The sequence below is a fragment of the Nocardioides pymetrozini genome (assembly GCF_046058985.1).
Classification (GTDB): domain Bacteria; phylum Actinomycetota; class Actinomycetes; order Propionibacteriales; family Nocardioidaceae; genus Nocardioides.
On record NZ_CP175556.1, the window covers coordinates 1503774 to 1528220 of the forward strand.

At 73.7% G+C, this 24447-nt stretch carries 20 protein-coding genes; 14 read left to right on the forward strand and 6 right to left on the reverse strand.

The window, feature by feature from the left end:
• Positions 1–96: 96 nt before the first annotated feature.
• The gene (locus ACJ5H2_RS07340) at positions 97–1263 is read right to left on the reverse strand and encodes a nuclear transport factor 2 family protein (protein WP_408898916.1); all 1167 of its coding nucleotides are present in this window, start codon (positions 1261–1263) and stop codon (positions 97–99) included.
• Between the two features lie 83 nt (positions 1264–1346).
• On the opposite strand from ACJ5H2_RS07340, the gene ACJ5H2_RS07345 reads away from it, so the two are divergent.
• On the forward strand, positions 1347–2258 hold the full coding sequence (locus ACJ5H2_RS07345) for a LysR family transcriptional regulator (RefSeq protein ID WP_408898917.1): 912 nt from the start codon (positions 1347–1349) through the stop codon (positions 2256–2258).
• A gap of 4 nt (positions 2259–2262) precedes the next feature.
• Here ACJ5H2_RS07345 and ACJ5H2_RS07350 read toward each other — a convergent pair whose 3' ends face one another.
• From ACJ5H2_RS07350 to ACJ5H2_RS07360, 3 genes are all read right to left on the reverse strand, one after another.
• The gene (locus tag ACJ5H2_RS07350; RefSeq protein WP_408898918.1) at positions 2263–2781 is read right to left on the reverse strand and encodes an SDR family oxidoreductase; all 519 of its coding nucleotides are present in this window, start codon (positions 2779–2781) and stop codon (positions 2263–2265) included.
• A gap of 83 nt (positions 2782–2864) precedes the next feature.
• Positions 2865–3113 carry a hypothetical protein gene (locus ACJ5H2_RS07355; protein ID WP_408898919.1) on the reverse strand — a complete coding sequence of 83 codons (249 nt, stop codon included), beginning with the start codon at positions 3111–3113 and terminating at the stop codon, positions 2865–2867.
• 22 nt (positions 3114–3135) lie between these two features.
• Positions 3136–3834 (reverse strand): winged helix-turn-helix transcriptional regulator, encoded by a 699-nt coding sequence (locus ACJ5H2_RS07360; RefSeq protein WP_408898920.1) that lies wholly within the window; start codon positions 3832–3834, stop codon positions 3136–3138.
• 107 nt (positions 3835–3941) lie between these two features.
• On the opposite strand from ACJ5H2_RS07360, the gene ACJ5H2_RS07365 reads away from it, so the two are divergent.
• Positions 3942–5099: an acyl-CoA dehydrogenase family protein gene (locus tag ACJ5H2_RS07365; protein WP_408898921.1), complete on the forward strand. Its 1158-nt coding sequence runs from the start codon at positions 3942–3944 to the stop codon at positions 5097–5099.
• On the opposite strand, the gene ACJ5H2_RS07370 is transcribed toward ACJ5H2_RS07365, so the two are convergent.
• Positions 5086–5661 carry a hypothetical protein gene (locus tag ACJ5H2_RS07370; RefSeq protein ID WP_408898922.1) on the reverse strand — a complete coding sequence of 192 codons (576 nt, stop codon included), beginning with the start codon at positions 5659–5661 and terminating at the stop codon, positions 5086–5088. The genes ACJ5H2_RS07365 and ACJ5H2_RS07370 overlap by 14 nt on opposite strands.
• Before the next feature lie 165 nt (positions 5662–5826).
• Between ACJ5H2_RS07370 and ACJ5H2_RS07375 the strand changes: the two genes are divergently transcribed.
• The 7 genes from ACJ5H2_RS07375 (at position 5827) to ACJ5H2_RS07405 (ending at position 12977) form a co-directional block, all read left to right on the forward strand.
• Positions 5827–6168 carry an ArsR/SmtB family transcription factor gene (locus tag ACJ5H2_RS07375; RefSeq protein ID WP_408898923.1) on the forward strand — a complete coding sequence of 114 codons (342 nt, stop codon included), beginning with the start codon at positions 5827–5829 and terminating at the stop codon, positions 6166–6168.
• On the forward strand, positions 6165–7142 hold the full coding sequence (locus ACJ5H2_RS07380) for a TIGR03086 family metal-binding protein (protein ID WP_408898924.1): 978 nt from the start codon (positions 6165–6167) through the stop codon (positions 7140–7142). The genes ACJ5H2_RS07375 and ACJ5H2_RS07380 overlap by 4 nt, the downstream gene beginning before the upstream one ends.
• A 184-nt stretch (positions 7143–7326) precedes the next feature.
• Positions 7327–9477: a DEAD/DEAH box helicase gene (locus tag ACJ5H2_RS07385; protein ID WP_408898925.1), complete on the forward strand. Its 2151-nt coding sequence runs from the start codon at positions 7327–7329 to the stop codon at positions 9475–9477.
• Positions 9478–9512: 35 nt separating this feature from the next.
• Complete coding sequence (locus tag ACJ5H2_RS07390; protein ID WP_408898926.1) at positions 9513–10256, forward strand: SDR family oxidoreductase; 744 nt, start codon at positions 9513–9515, stop codon at positions 10254–10256.
• Positions 10249–11214, forward strand: coding sequence for an RNA polymerase sigma factor SigJ (gene sigJ / locus ACJ5H2_RS07395; protein ID WP_408898927.1), 966 nt, complete (start codon positions 10249–10251; stop codon positions 11212–11214). Before ACJ5H2_RS07390 ends, sigJ begins: the two co-directional genes overlap by 8 nt.
• 226 nt (positions 11215–11440) lie before the next feature.
• Positions 11441–12700 (forward strand): DUF445 domain-containing protein, encoded by a 1260-nt coding sequence (locus ACJ5H2_RS07400; protein ID WP_408898928.1) that lies wholly within the window; start codon positions 11441–11443, stop codon positions 12698–12700.
• Between the two features lie 43 nt (positions 12701–12743).
• Complete coding sequence (locus tag ACJ5H2_RS07405) at positions 12744–12977, forward strand: RNA-binding S4 domain-containing protein (RefSeq protein WP_408899598.1); 234 nt, start codon at positions 12744–12746, stop codon at positions 12975–12977.
• A 127-nt stretch (positions 12978–13104) separates the two neighbouring features.
• On the opposite strand, the gene ACJ5H2_RS07410 is transcribed toward ACJ5H2_RS07405, so the two are convergent.
• A complete protein-coding gene (locus ACJ5H2_RS07410; RefSeq protein ID WP_408898929.1) occupies positions 13105–13476 on the reverse strand; it encodes an FKBP-type peptidyl-prolyl cis-trans isomerase in 372 nt (123 codons plus the stop codon).
• Between the two features lie 223 nt (positions 13477–13699).
• Between ACJ5H2_RS07410 and ACJ5H2_RS07415 the strand changes: the two genes are divergently transcribed.
• The 5 genes from ACJ5H2_RS07415 (at position 13700) to ACJ5H2_RS07435 (ending at position 24445) form a co-directional block, all read left to right on the forward strand.
• Positions 13700–14431, forward strand: coding sequence for a protein phosphatase 2C domain-containing protein (locus ACJ5H2_RS07415; protein ID WP_408898930.1), 732 nt, complete (start codon positions 13700–13702; stop codon positions 14429–14431).
• Positions 14428–15744: an FHA domain-containing protein gene (locus ACJ5H2_RS07420; RefSeq protein ID WP_408898931.1), complete on the forward strand. Its 1317-nt coding sequence runs from the start codon at positions 14428–14430 to the stop codon at positions 15742–15744. The genes ACJ5H2_RS07415 and ACJ5H2_RS07420 overlap by 4 nt, the downstream gene beginning before the upstream one ends.
• Positions 15744–17216 carry a serine/threonine-protein kinase gene (locus ACJ5H2_RS07425; RefSeq protein WP_408898932.1) on the forward strand — a complete coding sequence of 491 codons (1473 nt, stop codon included), beginning with the start codon at positions 15744–15746 and terminating at the stop codon, positions 17214–17216. The genes ACJ5H2_RS07420 and ACJ5H2_RS07425 overlap by 1 nt, the downstream gene beginning before the upstream one ends.
• Positions 17213–23407 (forward strand): Ig-like domain-containing protein, encoded by a 6195-nt coding sequence (locus tag ACJ5H2_RS07430; protein WP_408898933.1) that lies wholly within the window; start codon positions 17213–17215, stop codon positions 23405–23407. Before ACJ5H2_RS07425 ends, ACJ5H2_RS07430 begins: the two co-directional genes overlap by 4 nt.
• Positions 23408–23473: 66 nt before the next feature.
• Positions 23474–24445 carry an AAA family ATPase gene (locus ACJ5H2_RS07435; RefSeq protein WP_408898934.1) on the forward strand — a complete coding sequence of 324 codons (972 nt, stop codon included), beginning with the start codon at positions 23474–23476 and terminating at the stop codon, positions 24443–24445.
• The last annotated feature ends 2 nt before the right edge of the window (positions 24446–24447 follow it).

The following is a 24447-nucleotide window of genomic DNA, read 5'->3' on the forward strand; positions in this document are numbered from 1 at the left end:
GCGCAACGAGGTGCAGGCGGGGCGTCGGAATCGCCGCTGGAGCGGTGATTCCCGCGCTTCCCGGCCGGTGCAACGGTCAAGAGGCGCAGGAGCCGGTCAGGAGGCCGCGCGGTGGTAGGCCTTGTTCGCGATCCGCCAGGCCCCGTCGACCCGCAGCAGCACGAAGGTGTCGGTGAAGACGTCCGCTCCGTGCCACAGCGTCATCACCGCCGAGCCGGTCGACCCGCGGACGACCAGCTCGTCGACCCGCCGGCGCCGCCGCGCCTCGTCCGGCGCGGGGCTGCCGGTGAAGAGCGCGCAGTACTCGTCGAGGGACCAGGACGTGAACGCGCCGTCGCGCAGGCCCTCGACGTGGGCGCTCGGCAGGAACGCACGCCGGTGGTACGACGGGTCGCCGGTCGCATGTCCGGCGACGTAGTCCCGCAGCGGCGCGATCGCCGCGGGCGGGCCGTCGATGCCGGGGGCGAGGCTGAGCCCGTGCGGCAACGGCCGGACGAGGCCGGCGATGTCGTCGCCGGGGCTCAGCGCCGCGGCCAGGAGGCCGACGTCCTTGGCGAGGGCCGCGGCGGTGAAGTCGGCGTCGGCGAGCCCGCCGGTCAGCAGGCGGTCCCGCTTGGCGGCGACGAGCCCGCCGAGCGAGGTCCGCTCCAGGAGGTCGAGGGCCACGGAGGCGTCCAGTCCGAGGCGGTCGGCACGGGCGAGGCCGTCCCGGGCGGTGAGGAGGGCTCCGGCGAGGACGCCGTTGGCCACCAGCTTGGCGGCGGCCGCCGCGGCGACGTCGCCGCAGGCGAGCACGTCGCCCAGGTCGGCGAGGACGTCCACCGCCGCGCTCGCCGGATCGCCCGGGTCGGTGGCCTCCTCCACGTCGTCCGTGCCCGTCAGCACGCGCAGCGTGCCGGCCGCTGCCGCGCCGGTCGAGCCGAGCACGGGTGCGTGCACGTACCGCGCGCCCGACTTCGCGACCCTGGCCGCGAGCTGCGTCGCCTCGTGCGGGCCGACCGTGGCGGTGTTGACCACCGCCATGGCGGGCCCCAGGGTGTCCCCGACCACCGCGAGGACGGCCTCGCAGGCAGCGCCGTCGTACAGGCAGAGCAGGACGACCTCGGCGCCCCGCACGGCCGCCGCCGGGCTCGGCGCGGCGGGGAGGCCGTCGAGGGTCCGGCCCGAGCGGGTCCAGGTGGTCACGGCGTGGCCGCGTTCGCTGAGCCGGGATGCCAGGGCGGCAGCCATCCGGCCCAGCCCGAGGAGGGCGATCTGGGTCATGGGTCCATCGTCGGGCGCGCGCGCCGATGCCACCAGCGCAGATGTCGCATCACCCCCATGCGTGACCGGCATAGCATGGAGTCATGGCTCTGACCCCGTGGCGGACCTTCCTCGCGGTGCGCCGCCTCGGCTCGCTGACCGCCGCCGCGGCCGAGCTGGGCTACACGCAGTCGGCGATCTCGCGCCAGGTCGCGGCGCTCGAGCGGGAGGTGGGGCAGCCGCTCCTCGAGCGCGGGGCCCGAGGCGTCGTACCGACGGCCGCGGGAGAGGCCTTCGCGCAGCACGCCCGCGCGGCGGTGGCCGCGACCGACCGCGCGCTGCGCGCCGCCCGCGAGGCGTCCGGCGGCGGGCGCGTGCTGGCCGTCGGGGCGACCCCGTCGGCGGCGGCCGGGCTGGTCCCGGCGGCGCTGCGAGCGCTCGGCACGACGCCGTGGTCGCTGGCCACCGGGCTGTCGTCGGAGCTGGAGGAGCTGGTCGCGACCGGTGCGCTCGACCTCGCGGTGGTGACCGACGCGCCGCCGGGGCTCGCGGACGACGACCGGCTGGTCCGTCACGCGATCGGGTCCGACCCGATGTGCGTCGTCGTCCCGGCCGGGCACCCTGCGGCCGTGCGGCCCCCGCGCCCGGCCGATACGGGGGAGGGCCCGCCGGGCCTGGCCGCGTTCGCCGGCGAGACCTGGGTCGAGGACAACGACGGCTCCGCCGCGCTGCTGCGCGGGGCCGCGGCTCGTGCCGGCTTCGTCCCACGCATCGAGCTCGCGGCCGCGGACCTCGTCGGCAAGGTGGCGCTGGTGGCGGCCGGTCATGCCGTGGCGCTGGTCCCCGGGCTGCTCGTCCCCGCGCTGCGTCGCGACGTGGTCGCCGTCCCCGTCGCGGAGGCGCCCACCCGCGGTCTCTACGCGACCCTGACGGCAGGGCCGCCGGTCGCCCCCGCCGCCACGCGGATGGTGGCGGCACTGCGCGAGCAGTACGCCGCCCGGCCCTGCGCCCCGTAGCCGCTCAGGACGCGCGGAACTCCCGCATCCGCGACAGGTACTGCCGCAGTCGCAGGGCCGGCACGGTCCGCGGCCAGTCGTCGGCGCGGAACCAGGCGTCCGAGCCACCGTCGACGAAGACGACGCTCCCGCACAGGAAGTCGGCGGCATCGGACAGCATGAAGACCACCCAGGCCGCCAGCTGGCCCGGGTCGCCGAAGCCGCCGACCGGCACGGGGAAGGCCTTGACCCGCTTCGCCTCGGCCGGTGTCGCCAGCTGCTGCTCGAGCAGGGGCGTGCGGATCGCGCCGGGCGCCAGGGCGTTGAGGCGGATGCCGGCGCCGGCCCAGGCAGGGGTGACCGCCTGTCGTCGTACCCAGCGGGTGACGGCGATCTTGCTCGCCCCGTAGGCGAACGACGGGGCCATGGCGCGGAAGCGGCGCAGTGCCGCCAGTGCTGTGGGCACGTCACCGTCGAGCAGGGCGCGCACGGCCCGCCGCGGCACGACCGGCATCGTCGTGGTGGAGTTGCTGGAGAACACCACGACCTTGGCGCTCCCGGTCGCCGCCAGGGCCGGGCGCCACGCCTCGAGCAGCTCGACGACGCCGAGATAGTTGACCTCGGCGATCAGCCGGGGTCGGTCCCGTCCGGGGCGGGACCGAGGCCCGCCGCCAGGACGGCCCCGTCGAGCCGGCCGCCGGACAGGTCGAGGACCGCCGCCGCGGCCGCGCGTCGCCCGCCGGCGGTCGAGAGGTCCGCGACGACGTCCGCCTCCCGGAGGTCGACGCCGATGACGGTGTGCCCGTCGGCGCGCAGGCGGGCGGCGACCGCCGCGCCCATGCCCGAGGCCGAGCCGGTGACTGCGTAGGTGCTCACCCGGGCGACTCTAGAACAGGTTCTAGTGCGCGAGGGCGCGGTCCGCCCGTTCGCGGGTCACGCCGGCCCACGGGCTCCACAGGAACCACTGCGGGAAGGCCCCGACCAGGCGCGGGAGCCCGGCGACCTGCACCCGTCCCGCGTCGACCGCCTCGTGCCAGGAGCAGTAGCCCTGGAAGACGTCCGCCAGGGCGGGCGTGCTCGCCGCGACCTCCACGTCCACGTCGAAGCCGGGATGCTGGAGGCACACCGAGACCTCGGTGCGCTCCATCACCAGCCAGATCGTGGTCGGGTCCGGCGCCGTGTGCCGGAACTCGACCACGGTCCGGCCCGGCGGCAGGCGGTCGAGGTCGACGCGCCGGTGCATCCACCACATCAGGGTGGTCGGCGCGACGTCGTGCGGACGCAGCTCCTCGAAGAGCCACTCGATCGCCCAGCGCCCGAGGCTGTCGATCACCCGCTCGAGGTCGCGTCCGGCCGGGGTGAGGTGGTACTCGCTCCCGCGTCCGGTCGGCGCCGGCCAGGTCTCCAGCACGCCGCGGCGCTCGAGATGGCGCAGGCGCTGCACCAGCAGCGAGCGCGAGATTCCGGGCATCGCGCGGGCGATGTCGTTGAAGCGGGTGTTCCCGAGCACCAGCTCGCGGATGATCAGGGGCGTCCAGCGGTCCGCGACCACCTCGGACGCCATCGAGACGGGGCAGTAGTTGCCGTAGTCGGGCATCTGCCCATGGTCCTCCCGCGGGGCCGGGCGGGGTAGTCCCGAACCTGGACCGGTCAGGTCATTTTTGTGGACTGGAGGCCGGACCCCCTGCGGCGGACATTGGACCCATGACCACCACACTCCAGCCGACCGGTGAGCCGGCCACCCACCTCACCCCTGCCGCACGGGCCGCCCAGCTGGGCCCGCGCATCGCCGCCCACGCCGCCCGCCACGACGCCGAGGGCACCTTCGTCTCCGAGGCCTACGACGAGCTGCGGGCCGCCGGCCTGCTCCGGGCCGCCGTCCCGGTCGAGCTCGGCGGCGACGGCGCCACCGTCCGCGAGCTGGTCGACCTCCAGCGCGAGCTCGGTCACCACTGCGGGGCCACGGCGCTGGCGAGCGCCATGCACCAGCACGTGGTGGCGTTCACCGCGTGGCGCTACCGCCGTGGACTGCCCGGAGCCGAGGCGACGCTGCGCCGGGTCGCCGAGGAGCAGATCCTGCTGGTCTCGACGGGTGGCGGCGACTACACCCATCCGCAGGGCGAGGCGGTGAAGGTCGAGGGCGGCTACCGCGTCACCGGCCGCAAGCGCTTCGCCAGCCAGTCCCGGCACGGCGCCGTCATGTCGACGATGGCGTGCTTCGACGACCCCGAGCAGGGTCGGCGCGTGCTGAACATGGCCGTTCCCGTCGCCGCTGGCGGCGTCACCGTCGCCGACAACTGGGACACGCTGGGCATGCGCGGCACGGCCAGCAACGACATCGACCTGGTCGACGTGTTCGTCCCCGACGAGAAGGTGCTGGCCAACCGGCCCTACGGGGTCGTCGACCCGCCGCTGCAGGTCATCTCGAGCATCGCCTTCCCGATCATCTGCGGCGCCTATCTCGGCGTCGCCGAGGCGGCGTACGACGCTGCGGTGGCCGCGGCTGCGCGCCGGGCCGAGGACGTCGTCGTCCAGCGTCAGGTCGGACTGATGCGCTCCCGGCTCCAGGTCGCCGCCTGGGCGCTCGACGGCGCCCTGAGCCTCGTCGGCGACGACCCCGCGCCCGCGCGGGCCACCCTCCTCGCGGTGATGAACGCCAAGGCGGAGGTCGCCCGGGCGGGCGTCGAGGTCTGCGACCTCGCGATGGAGGTCGCCGGCGGGCCGGCGTTCTTCCGCGGATCCGTGGTGGAGCGGTGCTACCGCGACATCAGGGCGGCGAAGTTCCACCCGTTCACGCCGGAGACGACGCTGGTCCACCTCGGAGCCGACGCGCTCGGCCAGCCCGTCCCTATCGCGGACTGAGCACGCCGGCGTCGTACGCCTTGAGCACGGACGCACGGTCGGCGTCCGTGAGCTCGCCCTCGGCCACCGCCTCGTCGAGGCGCTCCGCCAGCTCCTCCCGGCGCTCGGCCTCGTGCGCCGCCCGGAGCTCGTCGAGAGCGTCGGCCACGGCCTGCTCGTCCAGGCCGAGCTCGGCGGCCAGGGCGCTCGCGAAGGCTGCCTCCCGCTCGGCGCGCTCCTCGTCGGTCGGCGGGGCGGGCCGCTCGTCCCCGGACGGACGCGCCGCGGCGTCGGGCCGCAGCTGCTCACGGATCTCGTCGAGCGCCTCGCTCACCTTCTCCTCGCTGACGCCCAGGGCCTCCGCCAGCGCGGCGGTGTCGATCCCGATGCGCCCGCCCGGCCCCTCCGGGCCGCCGGGATGTCCGGCCCGGGCGAGGCCCCCGGTGGCGCCGGCGTCGGTCGCGGTATCGCTGATGGTGTCCTCGGGGCTGTCGGCGGTCGCGCTCAGGGCGGTCGCGCTCAGGCCGCCGGCGACGGCGCCCGCGGCCAGCAGGGCCGCGGCGCGCATGCGGTACGTGCTCATCGATTGCTCCTCTCAGGTCGCCCGCCGGGTGCGGGCCGGTCCGAGCCTGCGACCCGGGCCTGGGCCTCGGCTGCGACCCGCCTGAGAGCCACCTGTGCGTCGCCCTCGGGTCGGCGCAATGCGTCAGTTTTGACTAACGCGTTAGCAGTGACTAACGTATGTGGGGTGACCGACCCGTTCAGCGCCGCAGCGGAGCCCACCCGGCGCCGCCTGCTCCAGCTGCTCGCGGCCGGTCCGGCGAGCGTCAGCGAGCTGGCCGGGCGGTTCCCGGTCACCCGGTCCGCGATCAGCCAGCACCTGCTCGTGCTCGTCGACGCGGGCCTGGTCGAGGCCGAGAAGGCCGGCCGCCAGCGGATCTACCGGGTCGTGCCCGACGGCCTGCGTCGGCTGCAGGCCGAGATCGACCGCTTCTGGACCGCCGAGCTCGACCAGCTCGTCGCCGACGCCCACGACCTCGCCGCCGCGCGACCCGCCGGCCGCGACCGACGCACCGAGGAGAAGCCATGACCTACCGCAAGACCGTCACCCTGCCCATCCCGCCCGACGAGGCGTTCGACCTCGTCACCCGTCCCGAGCGGCTGCGCCGCTGGCTGGGCGTCACCGCGCGGATCGACCTGCGCGCCGGCGGCGACTGGCGCTGGACGGTGACGCCGGGCAATGTCGCGGCCGGGACCGTCCACGAGGTCGAGCCCGGCCGCCGGGTGGTGCTCGGCTGGGGATGGGGCCACCTGCCCGCCGACGAGGGCGCGCTCGGCACCGTGACGATCACGGTCGAGCCCGACGGCGACGGCTCGAGCGTCACCCTCGTCCACGACGGCCTCGACGCCGAGCAGGAGGCCGGCCACGAGGAGGGGTGGGACCACTTCCTCGGGCGGCTGGAGACCGCGGCGGTCGAGGGTGACGCCGGCCCCGACGCCTGGGCGGCGGCGCCCGACCCGCTCGACGAGATCGTCGCCGCGGAGGCCGCCCTGGCGGTGCTCCAGCAGGTGCTGCGTCAGGTCCGGCCCGAGGACGGGAGGCGTCCGACGCCGTGCAGCGAGTTCACCGTCGAGGAGCTCACCGAGCACCTCCTCGACTCCCTGGTCTCCTTCGGCGCCATGGCCGGTGCCGACCTGACGAGGCGCGACGGGATCGACCTGGAGGACACCGTCGCCCTGCTCGCCGCCGACGTCATCGAGGCGTGGCGGCGGCGCGGGCTGGACGGCCTGGCGCGCAGCCCGTTCGGAGAGGCGCCTGCGCCGGTCCTCGCCGGCATCGTGGCCGTCGAGCTGCTGCTCCACGCCTGGGACTACGCCCAGGCGACCGGAGCGCCGATCACCGCCAGCGACGAGCTCGTCGGGTACGTCGGCGGGCTCGCCGCCCGCGTCGTCCCGGGCGCGCGGGGACGGGCCTTCGCCGAGGAGGTCGCGGCGCCGGCCGACGCCGACGCGCTGACCCGGCTGGCGGCGTACAGCGGGCGGACTCCGCTGGCCCTGGTCTGAGCGCGCGCGGCGGGCGTCGCGCGGCGGGGGAGGAGGGGGTGGGGTACGCTGGCCCCACCACCGGACGCCGTCCTCCCGACGGGAACCCGGTGACGTACGCCCGATCGGCGCTCTCCCGCAGCAGCGCGAGCCGCCGACGCAACCTGCAGGTCCCGATGGTCGGTGACCGCATGGAAGGACACCTGTGGCTCGAGGAGGCCAGCGGGGAGCGACGCAGCAGCGCCGCGGCTCGCAGTCGGCGCGGACGCGCCGCAACGAAGAGGGCATCATCCCCCAGCTGGCCCGCGCCGTGCGCGAGGTCGAGGCGGCGGTGGCCCGCCGCTCGGCCATGCCGGAGGTCCGCGCGAAGTTCCAGGTCGTCGCGCTGCTGGCGCGCGAGGAGCGGGCCCGGGTCAAGTCCGACCCCGACCTGTCCGACAGCCGGCGGGGCGAGGAGCTCAAGCGGCTCGACGGCATCGCGACGATCCTCGCGCAGACCGCCGCGAGGGACAGCACGCTCTTCACGCTGCTCGACGAGAACGCCGAGGTCTCGGAGTCGGCGAAGGCGATGCGCCGCGAGCTACTGCGCAAGGCCGGCGTCGAGGAGCCGGAGCCCGAGCCCGTCCCGGTCGCGGTCGACCCCGAGCTGGCCGCGCTCGCCGAGAAGCGGGTCGTCCCGCTGTCGGTCCAGGCCTACCAGCTGGCCCACCCCTTCCTCGCTCCCGACTTCGCTCATGCCCGGGTCCGCGTGCCTCCGCGCCGGCTCGCCGGCTGGGAGCTGCTCGAGCCGCTCTTCCGCTCGTTCGAGCGGGCCGCGCCCGACGCGCCCGCCTGCATGCCGCTGCCCGACGCCGACCAGCTCACCTCGCTCACCGGCCGGCACGCCCCGGTGGGGCGCGAGCTGATGGCCCACCAGGCGCAGCTCGTCGCCTCGGCCGCGTCCGGGCACCGCACCTACCTACTCGCCGACGAGCCCGGCCTCGGCAAGACCGCCCAGGCGCTGCTCGCCGCCGAGGCCGCCGGCGCGTTCCCGCTGCTCGCGGTCGTGCCCAACGTCGTGAAGACCAACTGGGCGCGCGAGGTCCAGCTGTGGACCCCCAACCGGCGGGCCACCGTGCTGCACGGCGACGGCGACGACGCCGACGGCTTCGCCGACGTGTTCGTCGTCAACTACGAGATCCTCGACCGCCACGTCGGCTGGCTCGGCACCCACGGCTTCCGCGGGATGATCGTCGACGAGGCCCACTACATCAAGAACAAGACCTCGCAGCGATCGCAGAACGTCCTCGAGATCGCCTCGCGGATCCGCTCGCGGATCGCGCGGCCGCTGATGATGGCCCTCACCGGCACCCCGCTGATCAACGACATCGAGGACTTCCGCGCGATCTGGCAGTTCCTCGGCTGGATCGACGAGGTCGTCCCGCAGGGTGCGCTGATGGAGGCGCTGGAGGAGACCGGGCTGACCCCGGCCGACCCGGCCTTCTACCCGGCCGCCCGCCGCGCCGTCATCGAGCAGGGCATCGTGCGCCGGCGCAAGATCGACGTCGCCTCCGACATCCCCGCCCGCCGGATCGCCGACATCCCGGTCGAGCTCGAGGGCGAGGCCGGCCGCTCGATCCGCAAGGCCGAGCAGGAGCTGGCCCGCCGGATGGTGGAGCGGTACGACGCCGCGATCGCCACCCGGCGTACCGGAGCCGAGGTCGAGGGCATCGACCACCGCCTGGTCCGCCAGGTCGCCGGCTGGGAGCGCGAGGACAACTCCGCCAAGACCGGCGAGAACGTCTTCACGATGATGCGGCGGATCGGCCAGGCCAAGGCCGGGCTGGCCGCGGACTACACCGCCCAGCTGGCCCGCAACGTCGGCAAGGTCGTGTTCTTCGCCAAGCACATCGACGTCATGGACACCGCGGAGCGCACCTTCGCCGAGCGCGGCATCCGCTACAGCTCGGTGCGCGGCGACCAGAGCTCGACCACGCGGCAGAAGGAGATCGACGCCTTCGTCAACGACCCCGAGGTCCAGGTCGCGGTCTGCTCGCTCACCGCCGCCGGCGTCGGCCTCAACCTGCAGGTCGCGTCCAACCTGGTGCTCGCCGAGCTCTCCTGGACCGATGCCGAGCAGACCCAGGCGATCGACCGGGTGCACCGCATCGGCCAGGCCGAGCCGGTCACCGCCTGGCGGGTCATCGCGACCCAGACCCTCGACACCCGCATCGCCGAGCTGATCGACAAGAAGGCCGGGCTCGCGGCGCGGGCGCTGGACGGCGCCGGCGACGAGGTCGAGGGTGTCGCCGTCGACCTCCAGACCGAGGCGCTGGTCGCGCTGCTCACGGCGGCGCTCGAGGCCCGCGGGGACTGATGTCACACGCGACCGGGCCGTCTCGTCCTCCTGGCATGGACACGAGGATCGCCGTCGCAGGCGGCACGGGACTGGTCGGCGCGCTGGTCGTGGAGGAGGTACGACGCTCCGGCGCGACGCCGGTCGTCATCGCCCGCTCGCGGGGGATCGACCTCACCGACGGCACGGGGCTCGCCGAGGCGCTGGCCGGCGTCGACGCGGTCGTGGACGCGAGCAACGTCGAGACCCTGAGCGGGGCGCGGTCCGTCGCCTTCTTCGAGGCGGCGACCGGCCAGCTGCTCCGCGCCGGTGCGGAGGCCGGGGTGCGGCACCATGTGGCGCTCTCGATCGTCGGCTGCGACCGCGTCGACCTGCCCTACTACCGGGGCAAGCGCCGCCAGGAGGAGCTGGTCGCCGCCGGGCCGGTGCCGTGGTCGGTGCTGCGGGCCACGCAGTTCCACGAGTTCGCCGCGCAGCTCGTCCAGCGCAGTCCGCGCCCGCTCGCGCTGGCTCCGCGGATGCGCAGCCAGCCCGTCGCGGCCGCCGAGGTCGCTGCGGCGCTGGTCGCGGCCGTGCTCGGCGAGCCGGCCGGGCTGCTGCCCGATCTCGGCGGTCCCCGGCCCGAGGACACGGGCCGGATGGTGCGCGACGTCGTCCGCACGAGGGGACCGCGCCGACTCGTCGTACCGCTGCCGATGGTGGGACGGGTCGGCCGCCAGGTGCGTGCCGGAGGTCTGCTCCCCGGTGAGGGCGCCACGCTCGGGACCCAGACCTTCGACGCCTGGCTCGCCGGTGGCTGAGCCACCGGTCGAGCCCGCTGCCCGGGCGGAGGAGCTGGCGGTCGCGTACGACGCGCTGCGCCCACGCATGACCCGGGTCGCCTACGCCATCCTGGGGAGCCGCGCGGAGGCCGAGGACGTCGTCGCCGACTGCTGGCCCCGGCTGGTCGAGGCCGACGGCCGCGAGGCGGTCCGCGACCTCTCGGCGTGGCTCACCGTCGCCGTGGCCCGCGCCGCGACCGACGTGCTGCGCTCGGCCCGGGTCCGGCGCGAGGAGTACGTCGGCCCGTGGCTGCCCGAGCCGTTCGTCGGCCGACCGTCCGACGGCCTCGACGACCCCGTGGACCGAGTGACCCTGGACGAGACGGTGAGCTACGCGCTGGCCGTCGTCCTCGAGTCGCTCTCCCCGGCCGAGCGCACCGCCTGGGTGCTCCACGACGTGTTCGGCCTGCCCTTCGCCGAGGTCGCGGCCGTCGTGGGACGCACGCCCGCGGCGGTGCGGCAGCTCGCCTCCCGGGCCCGTGCCCACCTGTCCGCCCAGCCCGGCCGGTTCGAGGTCGACCGCGCCGCGCACGAGGCGGTGCTCCACCGCTTCCTCGCGGCGGCGGCCGGCGGCGACCTCGCCGCACTCCTGGCGACCCTCGACCCCGACGTCGTCCTGACCTCCGACGGAGGCGGCGTCGTCAGTGCCGCGCGGCGGCCGGTCCACGGCGCCGACCGGGTCGCCCGCTTCCTGGCCGGCCTGGTCGGGAAGTACGTCGCCGCGGCCGGGGTGCAGGTCGACATCGAGCTCGTCCACGCCAACGGCGCCCCCGCGATCGGCCTGCGCGAGGACGGCGTGCTGACGTCGCTGGTGCTGCTCACCGTGGTGGGCGACCGGGCGACGCGCGTGGACCTGCTCCGTGCCCCGGCCAAGCTGGCCGCCGCCGCGCTGGTGCCGCGGGTCCGCTCTGCGGGTGAGCCGCGCCCGGCTCACTGACAGGCGTTCAATAGGCGTGACAACAGATCACGGGTAAATCCGGAACCTCTCCCGCGCCTGCTCGTTGATCGCGTACGAGGTTGCGGTGACTGGGGGGTTCCGCGAATCCTCGCCGCGGCCCCCGGGGTGATCGCCCCGGGGGCCACGCGGCCCGCGGTCGGGCCCCGGAGCCGACGCAAGGGCGTGCCCCCGTCCGTCGCGTGCGGCGTAGGCAAGGATGGGCCCCGTGTCCGGCCCGCTGATCCCCTCCGACCCCTCGGCCGATGCCGCCCGCCGCAGCGCCCTGCGGCGGATGCGCACGGTCGCCGTGTCGCTGCTCCTGCTCGCCGCCGCGGTCTACGTGGCGACCCTCGGCACCGAGGGCGCCTGGGGCTACGTCAACGCCGGTGCGGAGGCGTCGATGGTCGGCGCGATCGCGGACTGGTTCGCCGTGACGGCCCTGTTCAAGCACCCCCTCGGGCTGCCCGTCCCGCACACGGCCCTGGTGCCCAAGCGCAAGGACGACCTGGGCAAGGGCCTGGAGCAGTTCGTGGGGGAGAACTTCCTGCAGGAGGACATCATCCGCGAGCGCGTGCTCGGCGTGCAGATCGCGCAGCGGGTGGCGGACTGGCTCGCCGTCCCGGCCAACGCCGAGCGACTGGTCACCGAAGGCTCCGAGATCGCCGCGCTCGCCCTCGGCAAGGTCCGCGACGAGCACATCGAGGCGCTGGTGACGGAGGCGCTGGTGCCGCGCTTCCGGGAGGAGCCGATCGCGCCTCTCCTCGGCGGCCTGCTCTCCGAGGCGATCCGTGACGACCTGCACCACGGCCTGGTCGACCTCATGCTCGAGGAGATGCACGCCTGGCTCCTCGCCAACCCCGACACGGTGCACGAGGTCCTCGGCGAGCGGGCGCCCTGGTGGGCGCCGGACTCGGTCAACACCTACGTCATCAACCGCCTCCACCTGGAGATGGTGCGCTGGGTCGAGGAGATCCGGGCGCGCCCCGACCACCGCGCGCGCCGGGCCCTCGACTCGATGCTCGGCCAGCTCGCCGAGGACCTGCTGGACAACCCCGCCACCCAGGAGCGCGCCGAGCGGCTCAAGGACCGCGTCCTGGACCATCCGGCGGTGATCGCGAGCGCCGTCTCGCTGTGGCAGGCCCTGCGCAAGGCCCTGCTCGGCTCGCTCAGCGACCCGCAGGGCGCCGTACGCCGCCGCCTGCTCGTGGAGGTCGAGGGCGCCTCCGCCCGGCTGCGCTCCGACGCCGCGCTGCGCGCGCGGCTCGACGGGCTCGCGGCCGACGCGGCCGTCTTCGCCGTCGACCGCTACGGCGCCGAGCTGACCGCGGTGATCACCCACACGATCGAGCGGTGGGACGGCAAGGAGGCGGCGCGGCGCATCGAGCTGCATGTCGGCCGGGACCTGCAGTTCATCCGGATCAACGGCACGATCGTCGGCGGCCTCGTCGGCGTGCTGATCCACGCCCTCTCGTCGGCCCTGCACTGAGCCGGGCCGCGCCAGGACCTAGGCTGGCCGGGTGCCCGAGCCGATGGACGTCCCGATCCGCGACGAGTCGATCCGGCTCGGCCAGTTCCTCAAGCTCGCCAACCTCGTGGAGTCGGGTGCCGAGGCCAAGCCGGTGATCGCCGACGGGCTGGTCCGGGTCAACGGCGAGGTCGAGACCCGCCGCGGCCGCCAGCTGGTCGTCGGCGACGTGGTGGAGCTGCAGGGGCAGGCCGCCCGGGTGTCCGACGAGGACGTCCCGGACAACCTGCCCTGGTAATACTGCCGAGCGTGTCGCCGATCGAGGCGGCGGACGGACCCTCCGGGCCCGGCGGCGGACGGACCCTCCGGGCCCGGCGGCGGACGGACCCTCCGGGCCCGCCCTTTCCCTCGATGCGCGCGTCAGCTCACTTCACGTCGAGCAGGTCCACGACGAAGATCAGCGTCTCGCCTGGCTTGATCACGCCACCGGCGCCGCGGTCGCCGTAGCCGAGGTGGGGCGGGATGACGAGCTGGCGCCGGCCGCCGACCTTCATGCCCTGCACGCCGGTGTCCCAGCCCTGGATCACCTGGCCGATGCCGAGACGGAACTGCAGCGGCGTGCCGCGGTTGTACGACGCGTCGAACTCCTCGCCGCTGGACAGGGCGACGCCCACGTAGTGGACCGAGACGGTGCTGCCGGCGGCGGCCTCCGCGCCGTCCCCGACGGTCAGGTCGGTGATGACGAGGTCGGTCGGGGGCGTGGGGTCGACGAAGTCGATCTCGGGCTTCTGGCTCATCCCCTCACCCTAGTGTCTTGCGGACTGTCTCCCGGTCGATGGGTTACGACGCGCTCCTGCGGGTTAGGCTGCCCCCCGGCGGGTCCCCACCGGTGGGCGGGGGGACATGGGACGGGTCTCGGGGGTTCGAGCGGTGCGGGTCGATGCGACGGGTGCGGCGACCTGGTCGTCGCCAGGTCGGCCGACGCGGCTGGTCCATGCGGCCGGCACCCATCCGGGACGCGTGCGCACCGTGAACGAGGACTCCTCGCTCGTCGCACCCCCGGTGTTCCTCGTCGCGGACGGCATGGGCGGCTACGCCCGGGGGGACGTCGCGAGCCGGCTGGTCGTCGAGTCCTTCGCCTCGCTGGCCACGCTGCGCGAGGTGCAGCCCGCCGACGTCGAGGCCGCGATCGCGACCGCCCAGACCCGCGTCGCCTCCCTCGCCGCCGAGTTCAGCTCCGCTCCGGGGTCGACCCTGGTCAGCGCGGCGTACGTCCTCGAGGACGGTCGGGGCTACTGGCTGCTCGCCAACATCGGTGACTCGCGGGCCTACTGCTACACCGACGGCCGGCTCGAGCAGATCTCCAAGGACCACTCCGTCGTGCAGGAGCTCATCGACGCGGGCCATCTGACCCGCGACGAGGCGATGGGTCACCCGGAGCGGCACGTGATCACCCGTGCGATCGGGGCGCTGACCCGGTCCGAGGCCGACTTCGCGCTGGTCCCCGCCGAGCCGGGCTCGCGGCTGCTGCTGTGCTCCGACGGGCTGACCTCGGAGCTCTCGGACACAGCGATCCTGCACATCCTGTCCGCGGGCATGGCCCCCGACCACACCGTCCAGACGCTCGTCGACGCAGCGGTCGCCGCCGGCGGACACGACAATGTCACGGTCGTCCTGGTCGACGTCGTGGCGGACGGCCCGACCGCGCCGGCGAGCGAGAACACCGCGCCGGGCCCGGGGAGGCTCCGATGAGCACCGACCCCGTCGCCACCTACCGGCCCGGCGAGCTGGCCACGCTCCTGACCGACCAGGGGGTCGTGGTGTGCGCGCCCGACCGGCTCGCCGAGGTCGCCGCCCTGCGCGAGCGCGACCTGGAGGCACCCACCGTCGTCGAGGTGCTGTCGCGCGGCGACCTGCGGGCGCTGCCCGAGTTCGCCGTCGTGCGCCTGGACGGCGCCGAGGCCCGGATCCTGGTCCGCGGCGCACTCGCCGTCCGCGTGGCCGACGTCGAGGTCGACGGCCGGGACGCCACGATGTGGACCGAGGCCACGGCGCCGGTCGCGCCCGGCGTCGTCGTCGACATCGCCCCGCTCGGCCCGCCCAGCGCGGGGCCGGAGCTGCCTCTCGTCGCCGGTGTGGTCCGCAGCGCCGGGATCACCTGGCGCCCGACGCTGGCGGGTACGACGGAGCGGCCCACTCCGCAGCCCGCGCCGGCGGCCGCTCCCGTGGCCGCTCTCGGGGCCGCTCCCGGGGCCGCTCCCGGGGCCGCTGAGCATCCCCCGGCCACCGAGTACACCGTGGTACGCGCCCCCCGTCCTGCCGCGCCGGCGAGCCCGCCGGCACCCCCGGCCCCGGCGTCCTCGATCGGTGCCACGACGCCGCCGGTGGGCCCACCGGCCGGCCGGCCCGCGAGCTCACCCACCGGCACTCCCGCGGGCGCCCCGCTCGGCGCGCCGCCCTCGGCCGCGCCGTTCGCCCCGCCGGCGCCTCCGACAGCACCGCCGTCCGCTCCTCCATCCGCTCCTCCATCCGCTCCTCCATCAGCACCTCCATCAGCACCGCCGTCCGCACCGCCGCCGGCCTGGCAGCCGGGTCCGGCCGGAGCCGGCTCGGCCGAGCACGACGGCCGGACCATCACGCCGGCCCAGCTGCAGGCGCTGCGGGCCGCGAACGCCGCCCAGCCCGCCGTCCCCTCGCCGCAGGCGTCCGCCCCCCGGGCCGTGGTCGCGCTGGCGCTGTCGACGGGCCGTGTCGTCCCGGTCCGGCGGCGGGTGCTGATCGGACGCAGCCCGCGCATCCAGCAGGTCGGCGGGAGCCAGAACCTGCCCGCCCTGGTCACCCTCGACGATCCCTACGTCTCCAGCACCCACCTCGAGGTGACGGCCGAGGGTGCGCGGGTCTCGGTGACCGACCTGTCCACGAACGGCACCCTGCTGGCGCGGCAGGGGCGGCTCCCGCAGCCCCTGGAGCCCGGCGTGGCGACCGAGATCGCGGTCGGCGACGTCCTCACGCTCTCGAAGGGCCTGACGGCCAGCGTCGTCCCGGCCCCGGACGAGGTCGGCTAGTGCACGCACCCCAGATCCCCGGCTTCACCTTCGTCGACCTGGTCGGCGAGGGTGGCTTCGCCGACGTCTTCCGCTACCAGCAGGAGCTGCCGACCCGCCAGGTGGCGATCAAGGTCCTCCGCAGCGGCAGCGACGCGGCGTCCATCGAGCTCTTCCGCGCCGAGGCGAACGTGATGGCGCAGCTGTCCAACCACCCCTCGATCGTGCCGATCTACCAGGCCGGGGTGAGCTCGGACGGCCGCGCGTTCCTGGTGATGGAGTTCTGCCCGCCGCCCCACGTCGCCCAGCGCTATCGCACCCAGCCGCTGGGGGTCGGCGAGGTGCTCGACATCGGCGTGAAGATCGCCAGCGCGGTGGAGACGGCGCACCGGGCCGGGATCCTCCACCGCGACATCAAGCCGCACAACATCCTGACCAGCACCTTCGGCGTCCCGCTCCTCACCGACTTCGGCATCGCGTCCGTCGTCGGCGAGACCGGGGCCGGTGCGCAGGGGCTGTCGATCCCGTGGGCGCCCCCCGAGACGCTGTCCGCGGAGAGCCACGACGTGCGCAGCGACGTCTACTCCCTGGCGGCGACGCTCTACTCGCTGCTCATCGGGCACCCGCCGTTCGAGCGCCGCGACGCGCCCAACGACAACGCCAGCCTGATGACCCGGATCGAGCGCGGCCAGATGACGCCGCTGCGCCGGCCGGACGTCCCGCCCTCGCTCGTCGACGTGCTGCGCCGGGCGATGTCCGTCGAGGTGGACAAGCGCCCCGTCTCGGCGATGGTGCTCGGTCGCCAGCTGCAGGACGTGCAGATCGAGCTGCGCCAGTCCCCGACCCGGCTCGAGGTGATGGACGCCTCGCCGTCCGCCCTCGGCGAGGAGCATCCCAACGACGCGCGCACCCTGGTGCGTCCGGTCTCGGTGATCATCCCGGCCGCCGTGCACGACCGGCCCGGACCGGTCCAGCCGGCGGTCGAGGAGCACACTCGCCGGCCCGGCGACGGCGCCACCGGCGGCGGCTCGCTGCGCCGTCCGCCCCCGCAGCGGTCGGGGGAGCGCACCCTCGGCTGGGCCGCCCGGCTGGGCATCGGGGCGGTCGTGCTCGCGCTCGTCGGGGCGGTCGGCTACGCCCTCCTGGCGGGGAAGCCCGGCGACGAGGGTCCCGACAAGGGCCCCGTCCGTGGCGAGGGTCCGGCCGACCCGGTCGAGGTGATCGACGCGCCGCCGGCGCCGGTGGTCACCTCGGACCGCAAGGGCGCGCGCTGGACCTTCTCGTGGACGTACGACGACCCGCGCCAGGGCGATGAGTTCAAGGTGCGGCTCACGGGTGGGGGAGTCGACCAGACCGAGCCCGAGTACACCGAGGCGACCAGCAAGACCGTGACCGTGGCGCGCGGCGCGACGGTCTGCATCCAGGTATCCGTCCTGCGGGAGGGCGCCCAGTCCTCCGCTCCTTCCGACCAGCACTGTGTGGTGGGCCGATGACCAGCTCCGGCAAGTGGTTCGACAAGTGGCGCCGCGGGCGCCGGGTGGCGTCCGCGACGGCGCTGACCCTGCTCCTGGGCACCCTGGTGGTGCTGGCCTACCAGCACGACGGCAAGCCGTTCACCGAGGTGGAGCTCAACGACGGCGGGGTGTGGGTCACCAACCGCGACATGGGTCTGGTGGCCCGGCTCAACCCGCAGATCAAGGAGCTCGACCTCGGGGTCGACGCCACGAGCACCGACTTCGACATCTTCCAGCGCGAGACCGACCTGTACGTCGACGACGCCTCCTCCGAGCGCGCGGTCAAGCCCGTCGACGTGGCGACCGCCGTGGTCCTCGACCCGACGACGCTGCCCACCGGCGCCGTCGTCGCCAACGGCGGCGAGACCTTCGCGGTCGTCGACGCGGTCACAGGGAAGGCCTGGGTGCGCTCGGCCGACGGCTTCCGCGGCTTCTCCGCCAAGTCCACGCCTCCCGACCTCAAGAACGCCCTGAGCGCCACCGTCGGCACCGACGGACGCGCCTACGTCCTGGACCGCAAGGGCGTCGTCACGCCGTTCACCATCGACGAGTCCGGCAGCGCCGTGGCCGGCGACGAGATCGAGCTCGGCGACCACGTCGGCACGGACCCGGCGATGGTCGCTCTCACCGTGGTGGGCGACACCCCGGTGCTGTTCAACCGGTCGACCCTCGAGCTGACCCGGCCGGGAGCCGACCCCGTCGCCGTCGACACCCCCGACCCGTCCGAGGTCGAGCTCCAGCAGCCCTCCGACGACGCCGACGAGCTCTACCTGGCCACCCGCGAGGGCCTCGAGGTGACCCCGGTCAGCGGCGGCGACCTGAAGCGGATCAGCCGCGGGACCGTCGCCGGGCGCCCGGCGGCGCCCGTCCACATGACCGGGACCGGCTGCGTGTACGCCGCCTGGTCGGACCCGCAGTCGCCCAACAACTACCTGCGCGACTGCGAGGACGACAGCGACGACGACACCTCGCCGCTGCCGGCGATGCAGCCCGGGGCCTTCCTGCAGTTCCGGGTGAACCGCGACGTGATCGTGCTCAACGACGCCATCACCGGAGACTCCTGGCTGGTCCAGGAGCCGGGCAAGGCGAAGATCGACAACTGGCCGGCGGTCGACCCGCAGAACCAGAACAAGTCGAAGCTCAAGGAGACGACCGAGGAGATCCCCGACCAGGAGAACCGCCCGCCCGAGCCGCAGAACGACGACCTCGGTGCGCGTCCGGGCCGGTCGACGGTGCTCCCCGTGGTCGCGCTCAACGACCACGACCCCGACGGCGACATCATCAGCATCTCGAAGACCCAGCACGTGAGTGGTCCCGAGCTCGAGGTCCGCATCGTCGGCGGCGGCACCCAGCTGCAGGTCGCCGTTCCCGCCGACGCCGTCGGCACCTCGGTGTTCCGCTACTACGTGACCGACGGACGGGTCAACGAGGAGGTCTGGGCCGAGGTCCACCTGACGATCCGGGACAACGGGGCGAACGCCAAGCCGCAGATGATGGAGGACCGCGAGCCGGTGCTCACCGTGGCGAGCGGGGCGACGTCCAGCTACTACCTGCTGGCCGACTTCTTCGACATGGACGGCGACGACCTCACCCTGACCGAGGCGACCGCACGCGGCGGCGAGGTCGAGTTCCGTCCCGACGGGACGATCACCTTCTCCGACACGGGCGCGGGCGCGAAGGTCACCGAGATCGACTACACGATCGAGGACGGCTTCGACGACGTCCTCAACGGCAAGCTCAAGGTGCAGATCCTCGGCGCCACCGCTCCGCCCGAGCTGGTCCCCGACCTGGCCTCCGGCGTCGCCGACAGCCGGGTCGTGGTCCAGCCGCTCACCAACGACCGCAACCCCGAGGGCGGCGACCTCACCCTGAAGAGCGTGAAGGTGGTCGGCGACGACCAGGGCACCGAGATCTCCAAGGACCTGGAGTCCGGCACCTTCACCTTCTACTCCTCGAAGGCGCGCAGCTACTACCTCGAGTACACCGCCTACAACTCCTCGGCGACGGAGAAGTCCTTCATCCGCCTCGACATCGAGTCGCCGCCGAAGGACAACCGGCCACCGGTCGCCGTACGGGACAAGGCCGTGATCACCGCGGGCGGCACGGCGCAGGTCGACCTGCTGCTCAACGACCTCGACCCGGATGGCGACGTGCTGGTCGTCAAGCGGGTCGGGCGGCCGTCGATCCCCGGCGTCAAGGTGTCCATCGTCGACAAGCGGCTCGCCGTCGTCAGCTCGGCGACCGACATCGTCGGCCAGCAGGCGACGGTCGACTATGTCGTCTCCGACGGCCGGAGCTCGACCGTCGGCCAGCTCGTGATCGCCCAGCGCCGCGCCACGCAGGAGAACCGGCACCCGATCGCCAACAAGGACCAGGTGACGGTCCGCGCCGGATCGGTGACCACCGTCCCGGTCCTCGGCAACGACTCCGACCCCGACGGCGGCAAGCCGCGGCTGTTCCAGTCCGAGCTGATCAACGACCAGGACCTCGACGTGTGGGTCGCCGGCGACACGCTGCGCCTGCGCGCTCCCGAGGAGCCCGGCAACTACTCCGTCATCTACGGTGTGCGCGATGTGGACGGGCTCAAAGCGTCCGCCGAGGTCAGCATCTACGTCGTCGCCGACTCCGCGAAGAACAACCACCCGCCGCTGCCGCAGCCCATCATCGACCGGGTCATCGCCGGGCGGCCGAAGGTCATCTCCGTCGACCTCGTCGGCGCGGACCCCGACGGCGACGCGGTGTCGTTCCGCAGCATCCTGACCGCGCCGTCGTTCGGCCGCGTGCTCGACACCGGCGTGGACTGGATCCGGTACGAGGCGTTCGAGAACAAGACGGGCACCGACTTCTTCCAGATCATGGTGCAGGACAAGTACGGCGCCACGGGCGTCGCCGAGGTCCGCGTGGGCGTCGTACCCGAGGAGACCGAGAACCAGGCCCCGGTCGCGCTCGACGACAACGTGCTCGTCCAGCCCAACCGGACGATCTCCTACAACGTCCTCACCAACGACGTCGACCCGGACGACGACCCCCTGCGGGTCGAGGAGCTCAACAGCACGGCCTCGCCCGAGCCCAAGCACGAGAACGGGTTCGTCGAGCTGGAGGTCGGCGAGGCGCCGGAGCTCGGCGTGGCGGCGACCAACGTCGGGTACACCATCCAGGACGCCGGCGGTGCGACGGACCAGGCCGTGCTCAAGGTGACGGCCAGCCGCAACGCGCCGTTCTACGCCCCCATCGCCCGCGACGACGTCGCCGAGCTGGGCGAGATCATCGGCCGCGAGCCGGGGGCGATGGTCGAGGTGCCGGTCCTCGACAACGACCTCGACTTCGACGGCGCCAAGGCGGACCTCGAGGTCAGTGGCTGCGACGCCGGCAGCAAGGGCACCTGCGAGGTCGTCGGCAAGGCCACAGTGCGGGTCGAGCTGAAGGCCGAGGACCAGATCGTGCTGTACAGCCTCGACGACGCCGACGAGGAGTCGACGGGCACGTTCGGCGTCATCTACGTGACGGGCACCGAGAACGTCCCGCCGCAGCTGACCACCGACAAGAGCAAGGTCCCCGTCAAGGCCGTCGTGGACAAGCCGGTGGTCTTCGACCTCAAGGACATCGTCGTGACCCGCGCCGGCCGGGAGCCCAGCATCGCGGCCGACGCGACGCCGACGGCCGTCAACGGCGCCGTCGAGGCCGTCGAGGGCGAGCCGACCTCCCTGTCCTTCATGCCCGCGCGTGGGCACGTCGGCCCGGCCTCGGTCACCGTCTCGGTCACCGACGGCCGCACCTCCGCCGAGGACGGCGCCCTGTCGTCCCTGCTCACGATCCCGATCGACGTCGAGCCGTCGGAGAACGTGGCGCCGACGATGCGCGACGCCGCCGTGGACGTGACCGCCGACGGCGACGCCGCGGAGGTCGACCTCGCCGGTCTGACGCGCGACGCCAACGAGGACGACCTGTCGACGATGAAGTGGACCGTGGAGTCGGCCGACAGCGGCCTCGAGGCCCGTATCGAGTCCGACAGCGTCCTCTCGGTCAAGGCGGGCGGTGGCGCGAAGGACGGCGAGACGCTCCGTGTCGTCGTGATCGCCGACGACGGCCACGGCGGCACGGACGAGGCGGTCGTCACCGCCCGGATCGTCGACAGCGACCGGCCGCTGCTCGACATCCCGCCGATCAACGTCACCGGCGACGAGGGCAAGTCGATGGTCGTCGACGTCGCGGAGTACGCCGTCAACCCCTATCCGGGTGAGCCGATCAAGGTCAGCAAGCCGGTCCTCGAGGGCGATGGCCGGCTCGCGGACCTCAAGGCCGACGGCTCGGAGGTGTCCTTCACGCCGACGGCCACGGGCACCTCGACGATCAAGGTGACCGTCGCGGACGCCTCCGGCGACAAGGCCCGCGAGGTGCCGGCACGGATCAACGTCGAGGTGATCGATGTTCCCGGCGCGCCGCAGCGGCCGGTCCTGTCGTCGGTGGAGGCGTCGTCGGCCGTCCTGTCGTGGCGGGAGCCGGACTCCAACGGAGCTCCCATCGACGAGTACAAGGTCACCGGCCCCGGCTACGAGCAGAGCTGCAGCTCGCCGACCTGCCGCCTGGTCGGCCTGACTCCTGGCAAGGCCTACACCTTCACCGTGCGCGCCCACAACAGCGAGGGCTGGGGTGAGGCGAGCCCGGCCTCGGAGGAGGTCGTCCCCAACAAGGCGCCGGACGTCATGTCCCCGCCCACGATCGTCAACGAGCCCAAGCCGACCGGTGGGCGGATGGACCGCCAGCTCACCCTGCGCTGGAGCCCGCCCGCCAACGAGGGCTCGCCGATCACGGCGTACGAGATCAAGGAGGCGGGCAGCAGCCGCACCTGGCAGGCCGGCGGCAACGAGCGGTCGATGACCATCGGCGGCCTGACCAACGGCACGCCGTACGCCTTCGAGATCCGCGCGATCAACGAGGTGGAGCCGCGCCGACAGTTCTCCGGTCCGTCGAAGGCGGTCGCACCGTTCGGGATCCCCATGCGCTCGGGGTCGGCGCCGCAGCTGACCGCCAGCGAGGACAGCCCGTTCACCGCGGAGCCGTGGGTCCGCGTCGAGTGGCCGAAGTGGTCGGAGTCGCAGAGCAACGGCAGCGCGGTCTCCAGCTACACGATCACCTGCAGCGGGTGCAGCCGGTCGACGTACGTCGTCGACGCCTCGACCTCGTCGAAGACCTTCGACGTCAACGACGGGATCGAGAAGGGCAAGACCGTCACGTTCACCGTGGCCGCGACCAACGACGCCGGCACCAGCGACAAGAGTCCCAGCGTCTCCGGACGCCCGTGGACCAAGGCCGGCCCGGTCCGCAACCTGCGCGAGATCGGCGAGTCGCCGTCGGACCGCACGGCCACGATCGCCTGGGACCCGCCCGCCGACGACGGCGGCCTGTCCATCCGGCACTACGTCGTGCAGTCGGAGACCGGCTCCACCACCGTGGTCGGCTCGGCGCCGGGCAACGGCACGGCCATCCAGTTCCCCACCAACGCGACCCACTCGATCAAGGTGTGGGCGGTCACCTTCAACGGCGACCGCGCGGTGGAGGGCGAGTCCGACTCGCTGGGCGGCATCGACACCTGGGGCAAGCCGGGTACGCCGTCCCTTCGCTACACGACGAGCAACAGCTGGTACTCGGTCGACTTCTCGATCGAGCAGGGCGACGCCAACGGCAAGCCCGTCACGGGCGTGGAGATCAGCGTCGACGGCGGCGCCTTCGAGGAGGTCTCGCTCAGCCAGCCGTACCGGATCGACGTCGGCGAGGGAGGCACGGAGCGGACCATCCGCGCCCGCACCGTCTCCACGGCGAGCGGCGACCGGCAGTACAGCGACGTCGTGCCGCTGACGGCTCGGTCGAAGCCGAAGGAGCTCACGCTCAGCTGGGAGTTCTGCAACGCGAACCGGGGTGGCTGCCTCCTCGCGGTCGACGGCAAGGGCTTCTTCAAGTCGCCCCAGTCGAGCCAGACGCAGACGACCATCAGCGGCCTCGTCGAGGGCGCCGCGTCGGGCGAGTGCGGCGCCTACGACCGGAGCGTCTCGGCCAACGGGCTGGGCACCTTCTCCTACTACGTCGGAGACGGGTGCCGGTTCAGCGGGAACGGGTCGGCGAAGGTCACGATCCGCGACATGACCGCCATCAAGTACCTCCCCGCCAACTAGCCCGCCCACTAGCCTCGACCCCGCCCGGGCCCGCCGGGCCTGCCAGGTCCCGCCCGAAAGGACACCATGTCGCTCACCTCCGAAGAGACCGAGTGGTTCTCGCAGACCTTCGCCCAGCTCGTCGCCAACGTCGAGCAGGCGATCGTCGGCAAGACCGACGTCGTGCGTCTCGCGTTCGTCACCCTGCTCGCCGAGGGCCACCTGCTGCTCGAGGACTATCCGGGGACGGGCAAGACCTCGCTGGCGCGGGCGATCGCGCAGACCATCCAGGGCGACCACCACCGGATCCAGTTCACGCCGGACCTGCTCCCGAGCGACGTGACCGGCGTGACCATCTTCGACCAGCGCAGCCAGCAGTTCGAGTTCCACCAGGGCCCGATCTTCTCCAACGTGGTGCTCGCCGACGAGATCAACCGGGCGTCGCCGAAGACCCAGTCGGCGCTGCTGGAGGTGATGGAGGAGAACCAGGTCACCGTCGACGGCGTCACCCACCAGGTGGGCCAGCCGTTCATGGTCATCGCGACCCAGAACCCGATCGAGCAGGCCGGCACCTACCGGCTGCCCGAGGCACAGCTGGACCGGTTCCTGATCAAGACCTCGCTCGGCTATCCCGACCACGCGAACACGGTCCAGATCCTCGCGAACGCCCCGAAGGGCAAGGCGGCCACCGTGCTGCGGCCCATCATCAGCGGCGACAACGTGCTGCACCTGATCCGCCTCGCCCAGCAGGTCCACGTCGAGGAGGCCATCTACTCCTACGTCTCGAGCATCACCGAGGGCACCCGTGAGGCGCCCGAGGTGGTCCTCGGCACGAGCGTCCGCGCCGGCCTGGCCCTGGTCCGGGCTGCCCGTGCCCAGGCGCTGTCCTACGGGCGCAACTACGTGGTCCCCGACGACGTGAAGACCCTGGCCGTGCCGGTCCTGGCGCACCGGATGGTGCTCGACCCCGAGGAGGACTTCCGCGGTACCACGACCGAGGAGGTCGTCCGCCGGGTCCTGGAGCGGGTCTCGGTGCCGCTGGAGCCGGCCGGTCGATGAGC